The sequence below is a fragment of the Providencia sp. PROV189 genome, from assembly GCF_028480065.1.
GTDB lineage: Bacteria > Pseudomonadota > Gammaproteobacteria > Enterobacterales > Enterobacteriaceae > Providencia > Providencia stuartii.
In genome coordinates this window covers 227666-250642 of the sequence record NZ_JAMPOG010000004.1, presented here as the reverse complement: position 1 = coordinate 250642, position 22977 = coordinate 227666, and the positions used below count along the sequence as shown (strand labels likewise).

23 protein-coding genes and 3 tRNA genes are annotated in these 22977 nt (G+C 42.5%); 20 read left to right on the top strand and 6 right to left on the bottom strand.

The window, feature by feature from the left end:
• The first annotated feature begins 99 nt into the window (after positions 1-99).
• The 11 genes from ybgC (at position 100) to phoC (ending at position 7316) form a co-directional block, all read left to right on the top strand.
• Positions 100-495 (top strand): tol-pal system-associated acyl-CoA thioesterase, encoded by a 396-nt coding sequence (gene ybgC / locus PR833_RS03520; protein WP_004917771.1) that lies wholly within the window; start codon positions 100-102, stop codon positions 493-495.
• On the top strand, positions 492-1175 hold the full coding sequence (gene tolQ / locus PR833_RS03515) for a Tol-Pal system protein TolQ (RefSeq protein ID WP_004917773.1): 684 nt from the start codon (positions 492-494) through the stop codon (positions 1173-1175). Before ybgC ends, tolQ begins: the two co-directional genes overlap by 4 nt.
• A 17-nt stretch (positions 1176-1192) precedes the next feature.
• Positions 1193-1615, top strand: a complete 423-nt coding sequence (gene tolR / locus PR833_RS03510) for a colicin uptake protein TolR (RefSeq protein ID WP_004917775.1) — start codon at positions 1193-1195, stop codon at positions 1613-1615.
• Positions 1616-1651: 36 nt separating this feature from the next.
• Complete coding sequence (gene tolA / locus PR833_RS03505; RefSeq protein WP_004917777.1) at positions 1652-2770, top strand: cell envelope integrity protein TolA; 1119 nt, start codon at positions 1652-1654, stop codon at positions 2768-2770.
• A gap of 139 nt (positions 2771-2909) precedes the next feature.
• Positions 2910-4202 carry a Tol-Pal system beta propeller repeat protein TolB gene (tolB, locus tag PR833_RS03500; protein ID WP_036943517.1) on the top strand — a complete coding sequence of 431 codons (1293 nt, stop codon included), beginning with the start codon at positions 2910-2912 and terminating at the stop codon, positions 4200-4202.
• 42 nt (positions 4203-4244) lie between these two features.
• Positions 4245-4742, top strand: a complete 498-nt coding sequence (pal, locus tag PR833_RS03495; protein WP_014657760.1) for a peptidoglycan-associated lipoprotein Pal — start codon at positions 4245-4247, stop codon at positions 4740-4742.
• Positions 4743-4764: 22 nt separating this feature from the next.
• Positions 4765-5532, top strand: a complete 768-nt coding sequence (gene cpoB, locus PR833_RS03490; RefSeq protein ID WP_004917784.1) for a cell division protein CpoB — start codon at positions 4765-4767, stop codon at positions 5530-5532.
• Between the two features lie 154 nt (positions 5533-5686).
• A tRNA-Lys gene (locus tag PR833_RS03485) sits at positions 5687-5762 on the top strand.
• A 158-nt stretch (positions 5763-5920) separates the two neighbouring features.
• Positions 5921-5996, top strand: a tRNA-Lys gene (locus tag PR833_RS03480).
• A gap of 32 nt (positions 5997-6028) precedes the next feature.
• Positions 6029-6104, top strand: a tRNA-Lys gene (locus PR833_RS03475).
• Positions 6105-6569: 465 nt separating this feature from the next.
• Complete coding sequence (gene phoC, locus PR833_RS03470; protein WP_004917790.1) at positions 6570-7316, top strand: acid phosphatase PhoC; 747 nt, start codon at positions 6570-6572, stop codon at positions 7314-7316.
• 80 nt (positions 7317-7396) lie between these two features.
• Here the strand turns inward: phoC and PR833_RS03465 are convergent, their stop codons facing one another.
• On the bottom strand, positions 7397-8272 hold the full coding sequence (locus tag PR833_RS03465; protein WP_004917792.1) for an aminoglycoside 6-adenylyltransferase: 876 nt from the start codon (positions 8270-8272) through the stop codon (positions 7397-7399).
• Positions 8273-8520: 248 nt separating this feature from the next.
• Here PR833_RS03465 and nadA point away from each other — a divergent pair, with 248 nt between their 5' ends.
• The 4 genes from nadA (at position 8521) to PR833_RS03445 (ending at position 13015) form a co-directional block, all read left to right on the top strand.
• Positions 8521-9561 (top strand): quinolinate synthase NadA, encoded by a 1041-nt coding sequence (nadA, locus tag PR833_RS03460; RefSeq protein WP_004917794.1) that lies wholly within the window; start codon positions 8521-8523, stop codon positions 9559-9561.
• A 77-nt stretch (positions 9562-9638) separates the two neighbouring features.
• Entirely contained in the window at positions 9639-10355 is a 717-nt protein-coding gene (pnuC, locus tag PR833_RS03455) for a nicotinamide riboside transporter PnuC (RefSeq protein WP_004917797.1), read from the top strand.
• Between the two features lie 367 nt (positions 10356-10722).
• Positions 10723-11778 carry a 3-deoxy-7-phosphoheptulonate synthase AroG gene (gene aroG / locus PR833_RS03450; RefSeq protein ID WP_014657762.1) on the top strand — a complete coding sequence of 352 codons (1056 nt, stop codon included), beginning with the start codon at positions 10723-10725 and terminating at the stop codon, positions 11776-11778.
• Between the two features lie 550 nt (positions 11779-12328).
• Positions 12329-13015: an outer membrane protein gene (locus PR833_RS03445; RefSeq protein ID WP_272525880.1), complete on the top strand. Its 687-nt coding sequence runs from the start codon at positions 12329-12331 to the stop codon at positions 13013-13015.
• A gap of 83 nt (positions 13016-13098) precedes the next feature.
• Here PR833_RS03445 and gpmA read toward each other — a convergent pair whose 3' ends face one another.
• The 4 genes from gpmA to modE form a co-directional block, all read right to left on the bottom strand.
• Positions 13099-13851 carry a 2,3-diphosphoglycerate-dependent phosphoglycerate mutase gene (gene gpmA, locus PR833_RS03440; RefSeq protein WP_004917803.1) on the bottom strand — a complete coding sequence of 251 codons (753 nt, stop codon included), beginning with the start codon at positions 13849-13851 and terminating at the stop codon, positions 13099-13101.
• 171 nt (positions 13852-14022) lie between these two features.
• On the bottom strand, positions 14023-14853 hold the full coding sequence (locus PR833_RS03435; protein ID WP_004917804.1) for a CPBP family intramembrane glutamic endopeptidase: 831 nt from the start codon (positions 14851-14853) through the stop codon (positions 14023-14025).
• Positions 14854-15065: 212 nt separating this feature from the next.
• Positions 15066-16550 (bottom strand): molybdate ABC transporter ATP-binding protein ModF, encoded by a 1485-nt coding sequence (gene modF / locus PR833_RS03430; RefSeq protein ID WP_053110327.1) that lies wholly within the window; start codon positions 16548-16550, stop codon positions 15066-15068.
• A 167-nt stretch (positions 16551-16717) separates the two neighbouring features.
• Positions 16718-17509: a molybdenum-dependent transcriptional regulator gene (gene modE, locus PR833_RS03425; protein ID WP_014657765.1), complete on the bottom strand. Its 792-nt coding sequence runs from the start codon at positions 17507-17509 to the stop codon at positions 16718-16720.
• Between the two features lie 246 nt (positions 17510-17755).
• Between modE and PR833_RS03420 the strand changes: the two genes are divergently transcribed.
• The 4 genes from PR833_RS03420 to modC all read left to right on the top strand — a co-directional run bounded on the left by PR833_RS03420 (position 17756) and on the right by modC (position 20695).
• Entirely contained in the window at positions 17756-17905 is a 150-nt protein-coding gene (locus PR833_RS03420) for an AcrZ family multidrug efflux pump-associated protein (protein WP_014657766.1), read from the top strand.
• Between the two features lie 236 nt (positions 17906-18141).
• Entirely contained in the window at positions 18142-18912 is a 771-nt protein-coding gene (gene modA / locus PR833_RS03415) for a molybdate ABC transporter substrate-binding protein (RefSeq protein ID WP_014657767.1), read from the top strand.
• Between the two features lie 18 nt (positions 18913-18930).
• Positions 18931-19620 (top strand): molybdate ABC transporter permease subunit, encoded by a 690-nt coding sequence (modB, locus tag PR833_RS03410; protein ID WP_004917815.1) that lies wholly within the window; start codon positions 18931-18933, stop codon positions 19618-19620.
• A 1-nt stretch (position 19621) separates the two neighbouring features.
• Positions 19622-20695 carry a molybdenum ABC transporter ATP-binding protein ModC gene (modC, locus tag PR833_RS03405; protein ID WP_072502923.1) on the top strand — a complete coding sequence of 358 codons (1074 nt, stop codon included), beginning with the start codon at positions 19622-19624 and terminating at the stop codon, positions 20693-20695.
• 104 nt (positions 20696-20799) lie between these two features.
• Here modC and PR833_RS03400 read toward each other — a convergent pair whose 3' ends face one another.
• Positions 20800-21618, bottom strand: a complete 819-nt coding sequence (locus PR833_RS03400; protein WP_004917819.1) for a pyridoxal phosphatase — start codon at positions 21616-21618, stop codon at positions 20800-20802.
• A gap of 335 nt (positions 21619-21953) precedes the next feature.
• On the opposite strand from PR833_RS03400, the gene pgl reads away from it, so the two are divergent.
• The gene (gene pgl / locus PR833_RS03395; protein WP_072502924.1) at positions 21954-22940 is read left to right on the top strand and encodes a 6-phosphogluconolactonase; all 987 of its coding nucleotides are present in this window, start codon (positions 21954-21956) and stop codon (positions 22938-22940) included.
• The last annotated feature ends 37 nt before the right edge of the window (positions 22941-22977 follow it).

Sequence of the window (22977 nt, the reverse complement as noted above, 5' to 3'; positions counted from 1 at the left end):
TTTTTTTTTGATAACTTTACCCCTAGGTCATTCCAAAGCGCCACCGTCTTGAGTATAGTGGCACCGTTAATTAATTTAACCTAGGATGGAGTGATTGTTATGTTATTTCGTTGGCCTGTTCGCGTCTATTATGAAGATACGGATGCGGGCGGTGTGGTTTATCATGCACGTTATCTCGCTTTTTTTGAACGGGCTAGGACCGAGATGCTACGGGATAAAGGTATCAATCAACAAAGTTTACTGGCTGAGAATATCGGGTTTGTTGTCAGGAGTATGACAACGGACTTTGTCAGAGCGGCTCGGCTGGACGATTTATTGGAAATTGAGACACAAATCATTGAGATGAAGCGTGCCTCTTTAACCTTTCAACAAAGGTTAATTGATTCACAAGGTAACCTGCTTTGCGGGGCTACGGCCCTGATTGCTTGTGTGGACACATCAAAAATGAAGCCGACAGCGCTTCCTAAGTCTATTGTCGCGGAGTTTAAACAGTGACTGACATGAATATCGTGGATTTATTCCTAAAAGCGAGCCTATTGGTTCAGATCATTATGTTCGTTTTGATTGGTTTCTCTATTGCTTCTTGGGCCATCATTATTCAGAGAACAAAAATTTTAAATGCGGCAGCTCGAGAAGCGGAAGCGTTTGAAGATAAGTTTTGGTCTGGTATTGAGTTATCTCGCTTATACAAAGAAAGTCAGGCTCGCCGTGACTCGCTAAGTGGAGCAGAACAAATTTTCCATGCAGGTTTCAAAGAGTTTGTTCGTTTACACCAAGCGAATATTCATGCACCGGATGCTGTTGTCACCGGGGCATCTCGTGCTATGCGCATTTCGATGAACCGTGAGCTTGAATCCGTAGAAGCGCACATCCCATTTTTAGGGACGGTTGGTTCTATTAGCCCTTATATTGGTCTTTTTGGTACGGTATGGGGAATTATGCATGCCTTTATTGCATTAGGCGCGGTTAAACAAGCAACACTACAAATGGTAGCGCCGGGTATCGCTGAAGCGTTGATTGCAACAGCAATTGGTTTGTTTGCAGCAATCCCAGCGGTAATGGCATATAACCGATTAAATCAGCGAGTCAATAAGCTAGAACAGAGCTACGATAACTTTATGGAAGAGTTTCTGGCTATCTTACATCGCCAAGCATTCTCTGCTGATAAGAAATAATACGGGGAGATAAGCGAATGGCGCGCAATAGTCGCAGACGTGAGCTAAAATCCGAAATCAACATTGTTCCATTGCTGGATGTTTTGTTGGTACTGTTGCTAATTTTTATGGCGACAGCACCGATTATTTCACAAAGCGTGGAGGTTGATCTGCCGGATGCCGCTGAGAGCCAGACCGTATCATCAAGCGATAATCCACCGATTATTTTAGAGGTTGCGGGAGTTGGTCAATACAATATGTTAATTGATGGTGAGCGCTTAGAGCTACTACCACCAGAACAGATTGCGGCTGAAGCGAAAGCTCAGCTAGATAAAAATCCAAAGGCGATTTTCCTTATCGGTGGTGCAAAAGAAGTGCCCTATGATGAAGTGATTAAGGCATTGAATATTTTGCATCAAGCTGGGATCAAATCGGTCGGTTTAATGACTCAACCCATGTAATTGAGTGAGTAATGATTCTTTTTTTGGAAACCAATTGTGGGAAAGACAAAAGAGAAAAAAGATAATTTAAGGCTTTCTCTTCTAACGTCGCTTGCGTTGCACGTTTTATTGATAGGCCTAATTATAATTGGTTCCTTAGTTTCCGTTGTCAAACTTGGCGGCGGAGGGGAGGAGGGGACTGTCATCGATGCGGTGATGGTCGATCCCGGCGCGGTTGTTCAGCAATATAACCAAATGCAACAACAAGAAAATAGCGCTAAACAAGCAGCTAAAGAGCGTAAAGAGAAAGAGCGTAAACAAGAAGCTGAGCTAAGGGAAAAGCAAGAGCAGGAACAAAAACGTCTGCAACAGCTTGAGCAAGAGCGTATTCAAAGTGAACGAGAAGCGCAGGAGCGGCAAAAACAAGTTGAGCAGCAACAAAAACAAGCAGCTGAAGCGGCAAGAAAAGCGAAGGAAGAGCAAAAAATAGCGGAAGAAGCGGCGGCAAAAGCCAAAGCAGAAAAAGAACGCTTGATTAAAGAACAAGCTGCCGCGAAGGAAAAAGCAGAGGCCGAAGCGAAAAAAGAAGCTGAAGCGATAAAAGCGAAAGCAGCGGCTGATGCTAAGGCGAAAGCGGAGAAAGAAGCGAAAGCTAAAGCGGAAAAAGAGGCGAAAGAGAAAGCGGAGAAAGAAGCGAAAGCTAAAGCAGCTAAAGAAGCTAAGGCCAAAGCCGATAAGGAAGCAAAAGCCAAAGCAGCTAAAGAGAAAGCAGAGGCTGCAAAAAATTCCGCTGAGATTGATAATCTACTCGGTGATTTGACCTCTACAGGGCCAAGTCGTGAAGGTGGAGCGGCTTCCGCAGGCCAAGGTGGCGGTAAACGTTCTGGGGCATCCAATGCAGACGTTGAAAATTATGCAAGTAAAATAAAAGCCGCGATTCAGAGTAAGTTTTATGATTCAGATACTTACCGTGGACGTACGTGTGAACTTAAGTTACAAATTGCACCTGATGGCTTATTAGTAAGTATTACCCCTAAAAATAATGCTTCTAATGACCCAGCATTGTGTAGTGCAGCAATCAGAGCTGCAAACCTTGCAACGTTACCACGCCCACCGGCGGATGTGTATGAAGCATTTAAAAAACAAGGAAGTACAGTTGTATTTAGCCCAAAATAAGATAAGTCGGAGCTGTCTGTATTGAATTTATGTCTGCTATAGCATAAATAGTTCTTACAATATCTAGTTTTGTTAGTATACCTTTGTTAAAATTCAGCGAATTATTGTGGCAGTGAATACCACAGTAAGGGAGATAAGGATGAAGCAGGCTTTTAAAGTAGTTCTCGGGTTCCTCATGTTATGGGCAACAGTTGCTCAGGCTGAAATCCGTATTGAGATCACGGAAGGTGTTAATAGTGCTCAGCCAATAGGGGTTGTTCCTTTTAAATGGTCTGGCTCAGGTACACCTCCACAAGAAATCGGGCAAATTGTTGGTGCTGATTTACGCAATAGTGGCAAATTTAACCCTATTGAGCCTAGTCGTATGCCTCAACAACCTGCGACCGCTTCTGAAGTAGTTCCTGAGGCTTGGACAGCATTGGGGATTAATGCCGTTGTTGTCGGTCAAATCCAACCCGCGGCTGATGGCAGCTATGTGGTTAGCTACCAATTAGTTGATGTTGCTGGTAGCCCAGGCACGGTCTTATCTCAAAACCAGTATAAGGTCACTAAAGAGTGGTTACGTTATGCCGCCCATACCGCAAGCGATGAAGTTTTTGAAAAGCTGACTGGTATTCGTGGTGCATTCCGTACACGTATCGCCTATGTTGTGACTAATAAAGGGGGTCAATACCCTTATGAATTACGTGTTTCTGATTACGATGGCTATAACCAATTTACGGTTCATCGTTCTCCGGAACCTTTGATGTCGCCAGCTTGGTCACCTGATGGTGAGCGTTTGGCGTATGTGACGTTTGAAAGTGGCAGTTCAGCACTGGTGATTCAGACGCTATCGACTGGCGCCGTTCGTCAGGTTGCATCATTCCCTCGTCATAATGGTGCTCCAGCGTTTTCTCCAGATGGGACTAAACTGGCTTTTGCTTTGTCAAAAACAGGTAGCTTAAATCTTTATATTATGGATTTAGCGAGCGGCCAAATTCGTCAAGTGACTGATGGTCGTAGTAATAATACAGAGCCAAGCTGGATGCCAGATAGTCAAACATTGGTCTATACATCTGACCAAGCGGGTCGTCCGCAAATTTACAAGATTAATATTAATGGCGGTAGCCCTGAACGTGTGACCTGGGAAGGTACACAAAATCAGGACGCTGATGTTAGCCCGGATGGATCTTTCATTGTAATGGTCAGCTCCGGCGGTGGTCAGCAGCATATCGCCAAACAGGATCTGGCGACGGGTAACGTTGAATATTTAACGAAAACGTTTCTAGATGAAACGCCGAGTATCGCACCTAACGGCACTATGGTTATTTATAGCTCCTCTCAAGGCTTGGGGACTATATTGCAGCTAGTTTCGACCGACGGGCGTTTCAAAGCGCGTCTTCCGGCAACCGATGGACAGGTTAAATCTCCTGCTTGGTCGCCGTATCTGTGATGCATAATAATAATGTGTGGCAAACTATTAAGGATCAAAACGATGCAACTGAATAAAGTGCTTAAAGGGCTGATGATCGCATTACCAATCATGGCTGTCGCAGCTTGTAGCTCTAACAAAAACAATGACCAAAATGGCGCGGATTCTTCAATGAACCAAACTAACAGCGGTCTGTCTGCGGAAGAGCTGGCACGTCAGCAAATGCAAGAACTGCAAAATAACAATATCGTTTACTTCGGTTTCGATAAATACAACGTATCTCCAGAATACGCTGATATGTTAGATGCTCATGCAGCTTTCCTACGTAACAACCCATCTGTTAAAGTTGTTGTTGAAGGTCATGCGGATGAGCGTGGTACTCCTGAGTACAACATCGCACTGGGTGAACGTCGTGCTAATGCAGTTAAAATGTACCTGCAAAGCAAAGGTGTAGCGGGTGATCAAGTTTCTCTGGTTTCTTACGGTAAAGAAAAACCAGCTGTGTTAGGTCACACAGAAGCTGATTACGCTAAAAACCGTCGTGCAGTTATTGCATACTAATCGATAAGCGAAATTATCTCTTATGAACAGTAACTTCAGACATTTATTTGTAGGTCTGTCGTTATTGGTTGGCGTAGCGGCCCCTTGGGCCGCTATTGCCCAAGCGCCAATCATTAATGTCGGATCCGGTTCATCCGGTGATCGTCTTACTCAGCTTGAGACGGCAGTTAACTCTCAAGGCCAGATCTTATATCAAATCCAGCAACAGATCGCTGACAACCAACGCGATATCGATACATTGCGTGGTCAGATTCAGGAAAATCAATATAAACTGAATCAAATTGTTGAGCGCCAAAAAGATTTGTATATGCAATTAGGTCAGGTGAGTGGCGGTACTACAGAATCATCAAATTCATCGGCAGCAGCGGACTCCTCCACTTCAGCACCTGCACCAGAAGCTTCTGGTGGTGGCGAAAAGGAAGATTATAATGCTGCAGTTGCGCTTGCGATGAAAAGCAAATCTAAAGCGCAAATCGATGAGGCCATCGGTGCATTACAAAGCTTTATTAAAAGCTATCCCAAATCCAGCTATCAATCTAATGCTAACTATTGGTTAGGGCAACTTAACTATAATAAAGGTAGCAAAGATGATGCGGCATTCTACTTTGCAACTGTTGTGAAAGAATATCCTAAATCCCAAAAAAGCAGTGAGGCTCTGTATAAAGTCGGCCTGATCATGCAAGACAAAGGGCAGAAGGATAAAGCAAAAGCGGTTTATCAACAGGTGCTGAAACAGTATCCGAATAGCGCTGGTGCTAAACTTGCAGAGAAAAAGCTTAGCTCACTTTAATGATTAACCCCGAAGAAGTAATTACCGAATATTTCGGGGTTAACCGTATGATAAGTGTGCATTCAATCGTTTTTTTCAAAAAAATCATTGCACCATCGTCAGAAATGAGTAATATAAGCCGCCGTTGACGCAAGAATAAGTTGTTAAGTTTAATGGGTCGTTAGCTCAGTCGGTAGAGCAGTTGACTTTTAATCAATTGGTCGCAGGTTCGAATCCTGCACGACCCACCATTAACAGCCTCTATTTCGTTAGTGTGCTTTAAGATGTGTGAGTTAATTTAGTCGGTAGAACAAGAGCTCATTGAACGCTTGTTCGTATTAGGCCTCAAACACAATGAGTCACCCTGCACGACCGCCATCTTAAAATAAAAAAATCAGTTATATCAGATGGGTCGTTAGCTCAGTCGGTAGAGCAGTTGACTTTTAATCAATTGGTCGCAGGTTCGAATCCTGCACGACCCACCATCTTAAGATAACAAAATCCAGTCATATTAGATGGGTCGTTAGCTCAGTCGGTAGAGCAGTTGACTTTTAATCAATTGGTCGCAGGTTCGAATCCTGCACGACCCACCATCTATAGAAATACCATTATCTTCAAATCCATCCATTTTCTAGCGTAGTTAAATTGTGTTATTCAATCTAAAAGCCCATCAAGCAAAATAGCGCTATATTGGTCACAATGGCTCGTATGTGTCGATGATTTCCAGAAATGAGCCTGTATCCTCTCCTAATCGATTAATTATACCGGTATTAGGGTAAGGGGCGGCATTGGGAATGGACCCGTGTAGACGCCGATTTTCAAACCTCTTCGTATGAGTAAGTCGATATTTAGTCGCGATCTTGTGGCTATCATCACCTAACTCTTGAGCAAAAACCATTCAGCCTGAGTTATTGTGTGGGTATTGACTTCTTTTTTTGAGAACTTACGCAAGGTATTACTGACCTACTTGGACTAGTCTAAATAAAACATCAATAACTGATCACCTTGTAAAATATAAATTATTTTATCTATGGCAAAGACTAGGAAAGGACTAGCGGATGAAAAAACTATTAGCAGTATTCTGCGCAGGGGCTTTTGTTTCAACCAGTGTATTTGCGGCGATCCCTCCCGGCAATGATGTGACAACTAAACCCGATCTTTATTATTTAAAAAACTCACAGGCTATTGATAGTTTAGCGTTATTGCCGCCACCACCTGAAGTGGGCAGCATCTTATTTTTAAACGACCAAGCGATGTATGAAAAAGGCCGTTTATTGCGAAATACTGAGCGTGGAGAACAAGCCGCTAAGGATGCTGATCTGGCTGCGGGCGGTGTTGCGAACGCATTTTCTGAAGCTTTTGGTTATCCCATTACCGAAAAGGATGCGCCTGAAATTCATAAATTGCTGACGAATATGATTGAAGATGCGGGGGATTTAGCAACTCGCTCAGCCAAAGAGAAATACATGCGCATTCGTCCATTTGCGTTCTACGGTGTTGCTACCTGTAACACGAAAGATCAGGACAAATTATCTAAGAATGGCTCTTATCCTTCCGGACACACCGCAATTGGCTGGGCATCTGCACTCGTATTGTCAGAAATTAACCCAGAAAACCAAGATAAAATTTTAAAACGTGGTTATGAACTTGGCCAAAGCCGAGTCATCTGTGGTTACCATTGGCAAAGTGATGTTGATGCAGCTCGTATCGTTGCATCGGGTGCGGTAGCAACTTTACACTCCAACCCTGAATTCCAAAAACAGTTACAAAAAGCCAAAGACGAATTTGCTAAACTGAAAAAATAGCTTTACTTAAAAACGATACCGCCCCATCAGTAACAACGAGAGGGGCGGTTTTTTATTGTGTTTTATATGGTAAAATCGCGTCAGATCCCTTCAGGCAATAAACTGTTATCTTGCAACATGCCAACTACCAGTGTTTGCATGCGCTGGCCAAGAGTGTGGTCGATGGTATAATTGAGCTGCTGGGCGACTTCCACCGTGATTTCATCAAAGCATTTCATCAACAGATGTAAGCTGTATGCAGCTTGTTGCGCATTACGGTAATCAAACAAGGTTTCCATTGCTTGGATAATGTGCTCTGGCATCCATTGTTGATATGCTCTGCCGTGATACCAAACATCTTGCTGCCCTTTACTTTTGTTTGAGACATAGCACTCTAACATCGTCAGTAGGGCATTTTTCATATCAACGTCTCTTGACCAAGCGCTCCAGAGTTCATTACGCGAAAGGGCAATCGCAACTTGATGTGATTCATACCAAAATTCGTTCACAATAAACGTGAATTTGTTTTGACTGAGTTGCTTAGGCGGAAGTTGTACCTGATCACTGTCGGGAAGGTTATCCGTGATACCGCTTTTATCGAGTAAAATGGTGTAGCCACGGGCATAAGTATTATCAAGCCCATATTGCTTCATCTTTTGCAATCGACTTGGTTCAGCAAAGGTAAAATCAACTTTTCTTCCTTGCTCGTAAATCGCTAAACAAGTCGGGCATTCAGGCTCATTTTCACCACCATTTGTAAGATGTAGAGCCACTAGAGGCTGACCAAATTGGTGTATCCATTGTTGGTCATGAAAAAGTGCTGTTACACCTGAACCGACTAATTCAATATCAATGTCTGAATAATGATCAATTTGTTGTTCTCTACCTCTTGAGCCAGTCAAAATGACGGCATCAATTCTAGGATCGAGCAAAGAAACGGAAATAATTTTATTGATTAAAGATGCAGGTGATTCCATAGCTAACCCATCGAATTTATTGATGTGGCTAAGATACCTGTAAAATGATTAAAATGCTAAAAAACTCGATAATTATCATGATTATTTAGTGAATAGTGAGAAATCACGCCATCATCACCAAAAATCGAGAAGACTTCCTCAATGAATTGGGGTATCTTGTTTAGTATATAAAACAAAAATGTGGTTTTCGCCCCATTTTATAGGCGATTTTAGATGTAAAATTGCATTATGCTAAACAGAGGCACAAGATGAGCGAGTTTATTGATTTTAACCAGTCGGTTTATCCGTTCCCTGCTAGACCTGCATTGCTAAGCTCAGAAGAGAAAGCATTTTATCGTGAGCGCATCAAAGCGTTATTGCTGGAAAAAAATGCGGTGATAGTTGCACATTATTATACCGATCCTGAAATCCAAGCATTGGCTGAGGAAACAGGTGGATGTGTTGCTGACTCTCTGGAAATGGCTCGTTTTGGCGCCCGTCATAGTGCATCAACCCTGCTAGTCGCGGGGGTACGTTTTATGGGGGAAACAGCAAAAATCTTAAGCCCTGAAAAAACCGTTTTAATGCCAACATTAGATGCCGAATGTTCACTTGATTTAGGCTGCCCAGAGGCGGATTTTGCGCGTTTTTGCGATCAGCACCCTGATCGTACAGTGGTGGTTTATGCGAATACCTCTGCGGCGGTGAAAGCACGAGCAGATTGGGTGGTGACATCCAGTATTGCGGTAGAATTAATCGAGCATCTTGATAGCCTAGGCGAGAAAATTATTTGGGCGCCTGACCGCCATCTTGGCCGTTATGTTCAACAACAAACAGGGGCTGATATTTTGTGTTGGCAGGGCGCTTGTATTGTTCATGATGAATTTAAAACCCAGTCTCTGAGCAAAATGAAAGCGCTGTATCCAGAAGCGGCGGTGCTGGTTCACCCTGAGTCTCCTCAAGCTGTTGTCGAGCTTGCTGATGCTGTCGGCTCGACAAGCCAATTAATCAAAGCGGCGCAAACGTTGCCTCATCCATCAATGATAGTCGCGACCGATAAAGGCATTTTTTATAAAATGCAGCAAGCGTGCCCTGATAAGTCTTTGTATATCGCGCCGACCGCGGGGGAAGGTGCGACATGCCGTACTTGTGCCCATTGCCCTTGGATGGCGATGAATGGTTTAAAAGCGATAGCACAAGCCTTAGAGAGTCACGGGGAGCAACATCAAATTTATGTGAGTGAAGCGCTACGTCAAAAAGCGATGTTACCTTTAAATAGAATGCTAGATTTTGCAGAGAGTCTAAAATAAAAGAGCACTATTGTTTATATCGAGGCCACGCGGAATCATAATGTGGCATGACATAGGGTTGAGAGAAGGATTTTGGGATGGATTTCTTTAGCACAAGTAATGTATTAGTGAATATTCCTCTATGGGATAGTGTGTATGAATTGTCATACATCGAAGCAGTAGGAACAGTGGCTGGTTTGTTATGTATTTTGCTAGCTAGTCTTGAAAAAACCATTAATTACTTGTTTGGTTTAATCAATGTGACGCTGTTTGGGGTGATTTTTTTTCAAATCCAACTGTATGCTAATTTACTTTTACAGGTATTTTTCTTTATCGCCAATATTTATGGTTGGTATGCGTGGAGCCGAGTGGATAACCAGCAACAAACGGAACTGAAAATTCGTTGGTTAAGCCTGCCTAAGGCGACGATAACAGTGATCATCTCTTTATTTGTGATCATTTACCTAACATACAATATTGATTGGGTCTTTGGGGTATTGGCGGAATGGGCAATTAACATTTTGAATCTGTTTGGCGCTAACCTAACAATGCCTGTGTTAGAACCCGATGCATTTCCATTCTGGGATTCGACCATGACAGTATTATCTGTGGTTGCAATGATCCTGATGACGCGTAAGTACGTTGAAAATTGGCTTTTATGGGTGATCATCAACGTAATTAGTATTATCGTATTCTATAAGCAAGGGGTATATGCGATGTCATTAGAGTACCTCATTTTGCTGGGTATCGCGCTGAATGGTTCAAGGCTTTGGGTGAAATCGGCAAAACAAAACGGCTCTGTGCCCCTCTCATAAACCACGGTGACGAAAATTAACAATAAAACGGCTAAAGTAACATTATCGATGTTTTGCCGTTTTTATTGTTTTTTACTCTAAAATTCCCCCTAAATATGGGGCTATTGTGCTGTTTAATCGCCTTTAGCCTCATTTTATAATCTGAAAGCTTAAAACTAACTATTTCATACTAAGCTTGCCTGTTTACAGAAGGCGGCTGAACGGTTAGATTAAAATTTCGATACCTGTCGTCTTTCAAGTTGCAGCATTGTGAGTGGTAAGAGAATCTCTCTTCGCTTAAAAGTAAGTGTTTACCATCGGCCTGCTATTGGAATCCATAGGGTATGTAAATCATCTATATAAAAAAATAAACATTGGATTAACGGGTATGAATTATCAGAACGATGACGTCAGAATTAAACAAATAAAAGAATTATTGCCACCAATTGCGTTGTTGGAGAAGTTTCCAGCGACGGACAAAGCGGCGTTTACCGTTCATGAAGCACGTCTCGCCATCCATAATATACTGTCAGGCGAAGATGATCGCCTTGTGGTTGTGATTGGTCCTTGCTCTATTCATGATACTAAAGCTGCTCTGGAATATGCCGAGCGCCTTAATAAGTTACGAGAAGAACTCAAAGATTCGCTAGAAATTGTGATGCGTGTGTATTTTGAAAAACCGCGTACCACAGTAGGTTGGAAAGGGCTAATTAATGACCCTAATATGGACAATAGCTTTAATATCAATGAAGGGCTACGTATTGCCCGTGAACTATTGGTGAAAATTAATGACCAAGGCCTGCCGACCGCAGGTGAATTTCTCGATATGATCAGCCCTCAATATGTCGCTGACCTAATGAGCTGGGGGGCGATTGGTGCACGCACAACAGAATCGCAAGTACATCGTGAATTGGCTTCTGGTCTCTCTTGCCCAGTTGGCTTTAAAAATGGAACAGATGGCACGATTAAGATCGCTATTGATGCGATTAATTCAGCACGTTCACCGCATTGTTTCTTATCGGTCACCAAATGGGGGCATTCTGCAATCGTCAATACTAGCGGGAACCCAGATTGCCACATTATTTTACGTGGTGGTAAAGAGCCAAACTACAGTGCGGAACACGTTAAGGCGGTGCGCGAAGGGCTAGTGAATGCAGGTCTAACCCCCAGCATTATGATTGACTTTAGCCACGCAAACAGTAACAAGAAATTTGAAAGACAAATGATAGTTGCTGATGACGTCAGTGAGCAATTACGCCAAGGTGATCGCTCTATTACAGGTGTCATGATCGAAAGCCACCTTGTTGAAGGCAATCAAAGCCTAGAGTCAGGTGAGCCTCTGGTTTATGGGAAAAGTGTCACTGACGCATGTATCGGATGGGATGATACAGAAAAAGTATTGCGCCAATTGTCTGATGCGGTGATTGCTCGTCGCCAGAAGTAATCGATAGTATTTCATATAGGAAGCCAGAGTCTTGTTGCTCTGGCTTTTTTACGTTATTAGATAGGAGAGTCGTACTCTTTAGATTGGTAAACCGACAGGCAGCATACCACTCTCCTATTACTTATTATGAGATTAGAATCTCTAAAGCTATTGACCGATATGGTGTGGATAGCGATAGACCAATCTAAACCTACTTTTTGGTTGTGTTGAGCTATTTTCGGATGAGTTCATGATGAACATAATCGCACTACCAAAAATAAAACGCCAAAATACCTTAAATCACGATCCGCTAAAAATACCTGTAAAAGGGGTTTTTGTGGCCTTTCTGCTCATGAATAAATAATGCAAGGAAAAATCAATATTTAAGATTTTTCTTGTCGAGCTATTCACTGTATTTACTCGTTATTATAGTTTGTTTATTTTTATTATCTTAGTTTTATATTTTTTATTTTCAGTAAAAATGAACAAATCATTCAAAAAACTTCTCTTTCTTTAATAGTCGCTAAAGTAAATAATCCCTTTTCGATATTATAACTAAAGGGAAATATTAATGAGGAAGTTACAACTTGCATCGTTAACATTTGTATTAATCAGCACGATGGGAAGTGCTTTTGCGTCAACTAACCAAGAGGGATATTACGGTTCCGCACGACTTTCTAAAGTGTGGCAAAAAGCGGATAGTATGGATACGAGTCTCCGCCCAGGGATTGGCCAGTTTGTTTCTGGTGATGATAAAGATGATTTCTACAATGCTTCTCTTGCAGCGGGTTATCAGTATGGTAATGGCTGGCGTACCGAAGGGGAGTATAGTTTTAATAAAAAAGCGGAGTACACCAGTGGCTCAACCGCTTTTTCAACCAGCTTTAATCATCACAAAACGGAATCGCAGCGTTTAATGCTGAATGTTTATCGTGATTATGATATCTACCAAGGGATTTCAGTGTATGGCACCGTGGGATTGGGTGTTGCAAAAGTGAAATCATCGGGATGGCAAGGTAATGCCGCACGTCAATATGGTAGCAATACTGACACTAACTTAGCGTACTCGATTGGCGCTGGTGTAAGTTACGAGCCTATTGATAAATTAAATTTTGACTTGGGATATCGTTATATTGATTTAGGGAAAATCGAAAGCGGTATGAATCGTTTTGCCAATGCGCGTGGCATACAGGATGAGCAGATGAAAGCGCACCTTAAGTCACAAGAGCTTGTGTTAGGCGTTAGATATCTATTTTAATTTTTAACGTATTATTATTCATTGGAATATGTCATACAAAAAGGGTTGGCGATTAGCCAACCCTTTACTTTATTTAACTTTAATTATTTTGCTTTGCCTTGGTTGGCAACCGCTGCTTGTTTTGCAGCGATTTCATCTTGGTTGCCAAGATAGTAATGTTTGATTGGTTTCATGTTTTCATCAAACTCATAAACCAGTGGCACTGCTGTTGGGATATTGAGGTTAAGAATTTCTTCTTCGCCCATGTTATCCAAGTATTTTACCAGCGCACGCAGTGAGTTACCGTGAGCTGCAATAATCACTTTTTCACCCGCCGCAACACGTGGTTTGATCTCTTGTTCCCAGTAAGGCACAACACGCTCAATGGTTGTTGCTAAGCTTTCTGTTACTGGCAGTTCCTCGCTAGACAGTTTTGCATAGCGTGGATCGTGGCCTGGGAAACGTTCGTCATCTTTTGTTAGCTCAGGTGGCGTGATGGCAAAACCACGGCGCCAGAGTTTAACTTGCTCATCACCATATTTAGCCGCAGTTTCTGATTTATCTAGACCTTGCAGTGCACCATAGTGACGCTCATTTAGTTTCCAGCTCTTTTCAACAGGCAGCCATTGCTGATCAACCTGATCAAGGATGTTCCATAAGGTATGGATAGCACGTTTCAGAACTGAGGTATAGGCGAAATCAAAGACAAAGCCTTCATCTTTCAGCAGTTGGCCTGCATTTTTTGCTTCTTCACGGCCTTTGTCTGACAGCTCAACATCAGTCCAGCCAGTGAAACGGTTCTCTTTGTTCCACTCGCTCTCACCGTGTCTTACCAAAACCAGTTTAGTTACAGCCATAGCTTAAACTCCTATCAGTACATTCAAATTAAAATGAATCATTGCTGACTTACATTATAGGGATAGTCAATCCGAACGCTAGTCACAACTGATGTTTTACCCAAACCAAATCAAAAAAGTGATAGTCAGTCGGTTATTTGGATAAAAATCGTACCTTAATCAGCTTGTTTTTTATCCAGCAACCATTTTGACTGGGTAAGTAAAAAATAACAGATGCAATAGATTTAACCCGAAGTGAAACGATACAGCAAGCCATAATTTGCCACTCCACATCCATGCTAGTCCATAAATAATCCCTGCAAGGGTCGCAAAAAGGATCAGCAACGGGCCTCCCGCGAAATGCACAGCCCCAAACACTAAGGCACACACGATTAATGCAAGATAAGGGGAGCCAAACCATTGAGTGAGGCGCTGCTGGAGATAGCCACGAAATAATGCTTCTTCGGCTAATGAGACAAATAATAAATTGCAAATAATGAATGCAGGTAACCAAGTCGGCAAATGCCACTCAAAACCTAGTCCTCCCGCAATGGCAGCAACAACCAATAACATAGGAACGGCAATGATCAGTAACCACCATTGCCAAGGTTTTGCTGTTTTGGGGGCTTGAGCTGAAAATAGGCTGGGGAGACAAAATAACAAAACAAAAGGAACCAAGGCCTTATCAAAGTTAAAGTACATGGTAAATGGTCTGCTTTGCTCACCAACAATCACGCTATCGAGGTATTTGAGGTTATGAAATCCTGGGAAAAAATGAATCAATAGGCCTACAGCGCAGATAACAAGCGTGACCTCGCTAATAACTTTGACCCAGACATGATATTGAAAGCGCCAACCTATCACGCCAATGACAGTAATAGCGACAAATAAGAGAATTGCTTGCCAACTTAGTACACCCGTAAATAGTGCTATTGTTGTCGCAAGTAAGAGTAAAAATGTGGCAATAAATCGATGCGTTGCAAGTGTTGTGAGTGAAGCCGCCAAAATAAACCAACTGGCCATACGTTGTTCCTAAAATCTATTCGAATTATTTAAAGCGGCACAGTGTAATTGTTTTCAGTTATTTTCCGAGGAAAAAGCACAGCTATTGGTCTGGAATGATAAAAAATTAATATAAATAAACAGGTTATATAGCTGAGTATTAAGTGTGCGAACTAATCATTAGATTAATTTAGGTCGATAATCGAACATTATCGACCCCAATGATGGCGCGGTTAGACCGTTTGTTGCTCGACAGTTTCTATGTCATAACGATATTTGCCGTTATCAGGAACAAACTTCAATCGATGGGTAATGCAAGTTGGCGCATCTTCTTGATGGTGAGTAACAAAAAGAAGCTGAGTCGTGCCTTGGCTGAGCATTACATCAATAAAACGTAGGACTAATAAACGGTTTAAACCATCTAGCCCTTGAAGTGGCTCATCTAAAATCAAAACAGCCGGATGTTTGACTAAGGCGCGTGCGATAAGCACAAGTCGTTGCTGACCCCATGATAAGCTATGGAAAGGTTGTTGTGCTGTTTGTGAGGGAAAACCGAGTAGGGCTAGCCACTCATAAGCCAGTTGAATTTGGCGATCAGAAGGTGTCTGATATAAACCAATTGAGTCGTGGAACCCAGAGATGATCACATTAATCACGCTAGTCGCGACGCGGTACTCTTGATGAATGCTGTTACTAACATAACCAATATGGCGTTTGATATCCCAAATCGTCTCACCTGTGCCTCTGCGACGACCAAATAGCGTTAAATCATTACTATAGCCTTGAGGATGATCACCGGTAATTAGGCTTAATAGCGTGGATTTCCCTGCACCGTTTTCGCCGATAATTTGCCAATGCTCACTGGGATTAACCTGCCAGTTCAAACCATGCAAAATCGGTTTGTCGTTATAGCTGACCACGCCGTTTTTCAAAATAACCCGTGGAATATCGCTAGGAAGTGGGGCTTCAGCCGTTGGATCTTCCATTTCAGGGATAGTGAGATGTTTTAAGCTTTCGCTATGTTGAAGCTGGGTGATTAACGTGTTAGCAAGTACTGACTCACGGCTGCCTGATAAAGTCAGTTTGCAGTCGGCTAATACGCCCATATTGTCAATAAAGTCGGGTAACTCATCAAATCGGTTCAGGATCAATACAATTGTTAACCCTTTTTCAGATAAGCTGCTAAGTAACTCGCTCAGATTATTTCGTGAATAGACATCAAGGCCATCAAAAGGCTCATCAAGCACTAATAAATCAGGTTCCCCCATAAGGGTTTGGCAGAGTAAAACTTTGCGTGTTTCCCCTGTTGACAGATATTTAAAGCGTCGAGAAAGCAGATCGTGAATGCCAAATTTTGTGGCCAGTTCAAGACAGTATTCATTGTCTCGGTGGTGGAGTTGGATAATTTCAGCGGCGGTATATCCGGTATCGTCTTCATCTTCACTAAGCAGATCCGTGTTATTACGCTGCCACTCTTCATTAATCATGTTTTGCAGTTGTTCGAAAGAGAGGCGTACGGGAGATACAAAGCTATTTTCCACAATACCTGAGAGTGGTTTTAGTTCCCCTGATAACGCTTTTGCAAGTGATGACTTACCACTACCATTGGCCCCAATAAACGCCCAACTTTCATGCTGATTAATGGCTAATTCAGGAATATCCAGTGTTTGTGTGTCACTGAGCTTAAAGCTGCTGTGACGAAGGGTGATTGCTTTCATGCCACTTCCTTATTTTTGTCATTATTTTTGTCGTTATTTACCTGTCACCTCAACAAATAATCATGATTACAGATAAAGTCAATCATTCACTGGAGAAAGGCGCACAAAAAACAAGCTTGCACTTATCTATTGGTGAGGAAATGGCGTATTTAGATAAGTGCACGTGGTTAGCATAGTGTGGCAATAATCACTTGATCGGCATTAAATAGCGCTGTGACATTATCGTTGAGCTGCAATTGTTGGCTATCGACTTCTTGGTTACTGAGGGTAGAGCATAGGCTCTCACCACCTAATAGGGTCACGATCACTTCGCTGTTTTCTTGACCACGTTCAAGTGCGGTTATCTTCCCAGCGAGTTGATTGTCAAATTCACTATTTTTTATTGGTTGCTTCGTCAATTTTATCCAAGGTGCTTTAATCAGAGCGAGTACTTCCTTACCTTCAGTAAGGCGTAGACGGTTGGCACTCTGTTCTGTAAGAGCGGCATTAATGATGGTTTTATTGTCGGCCAATAACACTTGGACATGTTGTTGAACTTGGTGATGGTCACGAGCAATCAGAGTACCAAAAAACTGATTACGCGCGCTGGTTTGCAATGAAAAACGGGAAATCGCGGCTAGAAGACTATCAAGAGGTAATGTGTCTTCTTTGAGAACATCAAAGGCTTTTTGCTGAATTTGTGCCAGTAAGTCGTATAGCTGTAGCAGTCTTTCCCCATAGTGGGTCAATGTTGTGCCACCACCACCTTTACCGCCAGTGGCTCTATCCACTAAAATATCGTCAGCAAGCTGGTTCATTTCATTGATAGCATCCCAGGCACTTTTATAGCTGATCCCAGCCAATTTAGCACCTTGGCTAATAGAGCCTGTTGCTTTGATTTGCTTGAGCAATGAAATTCGGCGAGGGTCTGCAAATAAACTCCCTTGTAGCTTTAGTGTCAGTAAGATTTCTGCTTGCATAAATATAACCCTTCCTATCAGATTGAATATACTCAAGTTGTACTTTGTATTAGTGAGAGTATATAAATAAACTGTCATCGCGACGCTTAATAAAAAAGCACGTTTAGTGTGTCGTTAGAAATAGAATTTGTCTACAATAGTGACAGCTATCCCGCTATTATATACGTTATTATTTAAATTCAGCTTTATTTTCCCTCGTCAGCGCATCAGTTGGCTGGTGGGCACAGTATCACTGAAGAGGCTTTAATGTTAGAAATTTTAAAAAGCATGGGCTTTGCCCTGTTGATGGTTCCCGTTGTGATGTTTTTGATTATGGGGCTAATTTACGGCCTCGGGGCTTTCTTTAATCTGCTATCTAAAGCTCACGTTCCGCACCATCATACAGAGAAGGAATAACTCTCCTCCCTATTTAAGTTCGCCTGTTTTTTAGTGGTATACTGAGAAACAGGCAACTCTATCTATTTGTCTTTGGTTGATACGCTTTTAAAGCAAGTCTTCCCTCACTTTTCTGCTTCTGGTATAAGTTTTGATGCAATTCATTGCGCTAGCACACTTTTCTGCACGCGATGACTTTAAGTTATCGTTATATCCTGTTATATATAGCGTGATAACTAATATTAGGGTGGACTGAAATGAAAAAAAATTTGATCACGTTGTTGGCGGGTGTCACGATAACACTTTCTATGGCAAGCCATACGGTTGCAGCAGAGAAAATAACTGTTTTTGCTGCCGCCTCTTTGACAAATGCGATGAATGAAATTTCTGAACAATATCAGAAAGAAAACAAAGTAGAAGTTGTCTCATCATATGCATCATCATCGACACTTGCTCGTCAAATTGAGCAAGGAGCGCCTGCAAATCTATTTATTTCTGCCGATCAGCAATGGATGAATTATGCTATTGATAAGCATTTGATGGTTGAAAACACGCGCTACACTTTATTAGGTAATGAGTTGGTATTGATCGCACCCAAAGATTCCAAAATTGAAAAGGTGGAGATCAATAAACAAACGGATTGGAAAAAGCTGCTTGATGGCGGCCGTCTGGCGGTAGGCGATCCGGAGCATGTTCCTGTTGGGATTTATGCGAAAGAAGCATTGAGCTATTTAGGGGCATGGGATACGGTCAATCCGTTATTAGCACGTACCAATAATGTGCGTAGTGGTATGGCCTTGGTTGAACGCGATGAAGCGCCTTTAGGGATAGTGTATGGCTCCGATGCCGTTGCTAGCCAAAAAGTCAAAGTCGTTGGTATTTTTCCAGCAGACTCGCACAAACCCGTTGAATATCCAATGGCTATTGTGAAAGACCAAGATAATCAAGCAACTCGTGACTTTTATGAATATTTGAAAACGCCAGCCGCTTCAGAAGTATTCAAACGTTACGGTTTCACCCCACGTTAAGGGATTTTAGTATTGCAGATGTTAAGTGCTTATGAATGGGAAGCCATCTACCTGAGCTTAAAAGTTTCAAGTGTGGCAGTCATGTTTAGTTTGCCACTAGGTATTTTGGTTGCATGGGTATTGGTGCGTTGTCATTTCCCCGGCAAAACACTGCTGGATAGTATTATCCATCTACCATTGGTGTTACCGCCAGTGGTAGTGGGGTATTTATTATTGATCAGTATGGGACGCCGCGGTTTTATTGGGGAATGGCTGTATAGCTGGTTTGGGTTTAGCTTTACGTTTAGCTGGCGCGGTGCCGCATTGGCCTCCGCCGTGGTGGCTTTTCCATTGATGGTGCGGGCGATCCGTTTAGCGCTCGAAGCCGTTGATCGTAAACTTGAGCAAGCGGCTCGAACATTAGGCGCAACGCCATTACGTGTCTTTTTTACGATAACTATCCCATTATCACTGCCCGGTATTATTGTGGGAACGGTATTAGCATTTGCACGCTCATTAGGGGAGTTTGGGGCGACTATCACCTTTGTATCGAATATTCCCGGAGAAACACAAACCATCCCACTTGCGATGTATACCTTAATTGAAACACCGGGGGCGGAAGTGGATGCAGCCCGCTTGTGTGTGATTGCTATTATCTTGGCATTAATTTCACTATTAGTTTCAGAATGGCTGACCCGTTGGGGCAAAAAGCGATTGGGGGTAGCCTGATATGTTAGAGCTGGATTTTTCACAGCAGCTTGGTGAGTTAGCGCTTGAAGTGAATACCTCGCTACCGACAGAGAGCATTACTGCCATATTTGGGTTATCTGGAGCAGGGAAGACCTCATTAATTAATGTGATAGGGGGGCTAACCAAGCCTAATCGAGGGCGCATTGTGCTCAATGGACGGACGCTGGTCGATATCGAAAAAGGCATCTGCTTGCCGCCCGAAAAGCGCCATATTGGCTATGTCTTCCAAGATGCACGGCTATTTCCCCATTATCGAGTCAAGAATAATTTACGTTATGGTATGGCTCCCGAAATGAAAGGGCGCTTCGATGAAATTGTGGCGTTGTTAGGCATTGAAAAACTTCTAAATCGTTTTCCTATTACATTATCAGGTGGGGAAAAACAGCGTGTTGCTATTGGCCGCGCACTGTTAACCGCACCTGAAATTTTATTGATGGATGAGCCATTAGCTTCTCTTGATTTACCGCGTAAACGTGAGCTACTACCGTATTTAGAAAAACTGTCTCAAGATGTCAAAATCCCTATTTTATATGTCAGCCATAGCTTAGATGAGATTTTACGCCTTGCCGATAAAGTGATTGTGATGGCACAAGGTAAAGTTAAAGCTTTTGGAGCATTAGAGGAGGTGTGGGCAAGCAGTGCATTGCGTCCTTGGCTCCAACAAGAGACATTAAGTAGCGTGTTAAATGTGATATGTCATGGTCACCACCCTGACTATGAGATGACTGCGGTGATTGTGGGCAGTCAAAAATTATGGATCCCGCGTATTGATACAGAAAGAGGTGGGCAGTTGCGTTTACGCATTGATGCCTCTGATGTGTCTTTAGTATTAGAAAAGCCACAGGTCAGCAGTATCCGTAATATTTTATCAGCGGAAGTGGTTGAATGGATTGAAGATGGCGAGCAGGTGGATGTGAAGCTTGATTTAGGCGAACAGCATTATTTATGGGCGCGTATCACACGTTGGGCGCGTGACGAATTGTCTATTCGCAAAGGTCGTCGAGTTTATGCACAGGTTAAAAGTGTTTCATTAAGCCGCCATTACACATCATAACAGTACGTTAGCTGATATCTAAAGTCATGCCGCTTGAGTGAACAGCATAAAGTAGCAAAATGAGTTAATTAGGGGGCTTATTATTGGCCCCCTAATAGATAAAATTACAATACGTATTTATGGATCACTTCAGCGATACCCGGTTGGGTGTTATCACGTGTAACCAGTTTTGCTTGTTGTTTGATTTCATCGACCGCTTGGCCCATAGCAACACCTAGTCCAGCCGTTGTTAACATGCTTAAATCGTTAAAGTTATCACCAAAAGCAACCACATCATTCATGGTCATACCCTGTGATTCAACCCACTGTTTTAGTCGTTGGCCTTTGCTGTTTCCTTTGCGGCCGACGTCGACTTGATCAGCCCATGACCATTCACATTCCAAGCCAAAATCATCTTCAATACCGCGAACAACCTCTTTGAGCTGATCGATATTTTCTGAACTGACGGCAAATTTCCAAATAGATTGATAATCATGTAAGACATCAGCATAGTTTTCGACAAACTGAATATTAGGACGTTGAGCCACTGGCAGGGTTTCTGCCCAACTTAGCGTCCTTTTGATCCCTTCTGTCGGTGCGTTGTATAGCATGGCATCATCAACATACATTAAATGTTGAATATCGGTGCCACGCAGCCTTTCAATCATTTGTGTTGCTGATTCGAGTGTCATAGGGTCTGAAGAAAGAACTTTTTTACCTAAATAATCATAAAGATAAGTACCATTGCAGCAAATTGCAGGGGTATCAAGGTTAAGCTCTTGGTAGAAAGGATGAATGGCAACATGATGGCGCCCTGTCACAATCAACACTTTAACGCCTTGGCGACGTGCTTCATTTAATGCAGCAAGTGATTCGGGCAAAATTTTCTTTTGAGGATCAAGCAGTGTTCCATCAAGATCGAGCGCAATAACGCGGTATGACATAAACGGCTCCACGTGATTTGAGGTTACATATGCCTTAATGAGTGGCCATATGATGGTTTTTGTCGTTGTCAGCTAAACAGAAAGGGATCTGTTAGCCTGATAATAATCCAGTGCTAAAATAATTTTATCATCTTAGCGGATATTGCAGATTAACTAAAGTGGCGCAGAATGAATCGAGTCAGGTTATTGGTAATCTGTTGTTTTAATCATTTTGAGATAATTTAGTGGCGCGATGTATTGAAAAGAGGGGGATTGCTTGTTATTCGCTAGTCTATCCTGAGATTAACCGTCATAATGGAAGAAGATATTTTTATCATGAATCATAAGGAGACAGGATGAATCAGGTTGTCTATATTGCTAGCCCCGAAAGCCATCAGATCCACGTTTGGTCTATGAACGAAGCCGGTGAACTGACGTTATTACAGACGGTGACAACACCAGGCCAAGTACAGCCAATGGTATTAAGCCATGATAAAAAGCACCTTTATATTGGTGTCCGACCCAATTTTCGAGTAATCACTTATCAAATTGAAGATAAGGGCACTCTCAGACTAAAAGCTGAGACGGCAATTCCAAGTACACCGGTACATTTATCATTAGATAACACTGGTAAGTATTTGTTTGTGCCGTCATACCATCAACATAATTTGGCTGTCTTACCTATCAACCAAGAAGGTGTACCACAAACCGCGAGCCAAGTGATCGAAGGGCTACGAAACCCACACTCTTCACATGTTGATGCTGACAATCAACAATTATGGGTGCCGTGTTTGGGGGAAGATCATATTCGCTTATTTGATCTGCATGACGATGGTCATTTAACCGAAGCTTCTGCTGATCAAATCAGTTCAGCAAAAGGCGCAGGCCCCCGCCACCTTGCATTCCATCCACAGCACAAAGTTATTTATTGTGTTAATGAGTTGGATTCAACCATTAACGTTTACCATAAATTTACTCGCTATCGCCAAGTTCAGCATATTAACGTATACCCGGAAGGTCGTGAAAGCCAACGTTGGGCGGCAGATATTCATATCACGCCTGATGGACGTCATCTGTATGCGAGTGAGCGTTCAGATAGCTATATTAGCCATTTCCGAGTATCTGATGATGGCCGCGAGTTGACCCTAGAAGGGATTTATCCAACAGAAGCTCAGCCTAGGGGCTTTAACCTTGATGCAACAGGGCGCTTCTTGATTTCTAGCGGGCAAAAATCTGACAGTATTTCTGTTTCAGAAATTGACCCGATTACAGGTAAACTCACCCAGATTGGTCGCTACCCAGTGGGCAAAGGTCCAATGTGGGTGACGGTATTAGCGCGTTAATTGCTAAACTAAGATCTCCTCAAAGCACTGAGGGGAT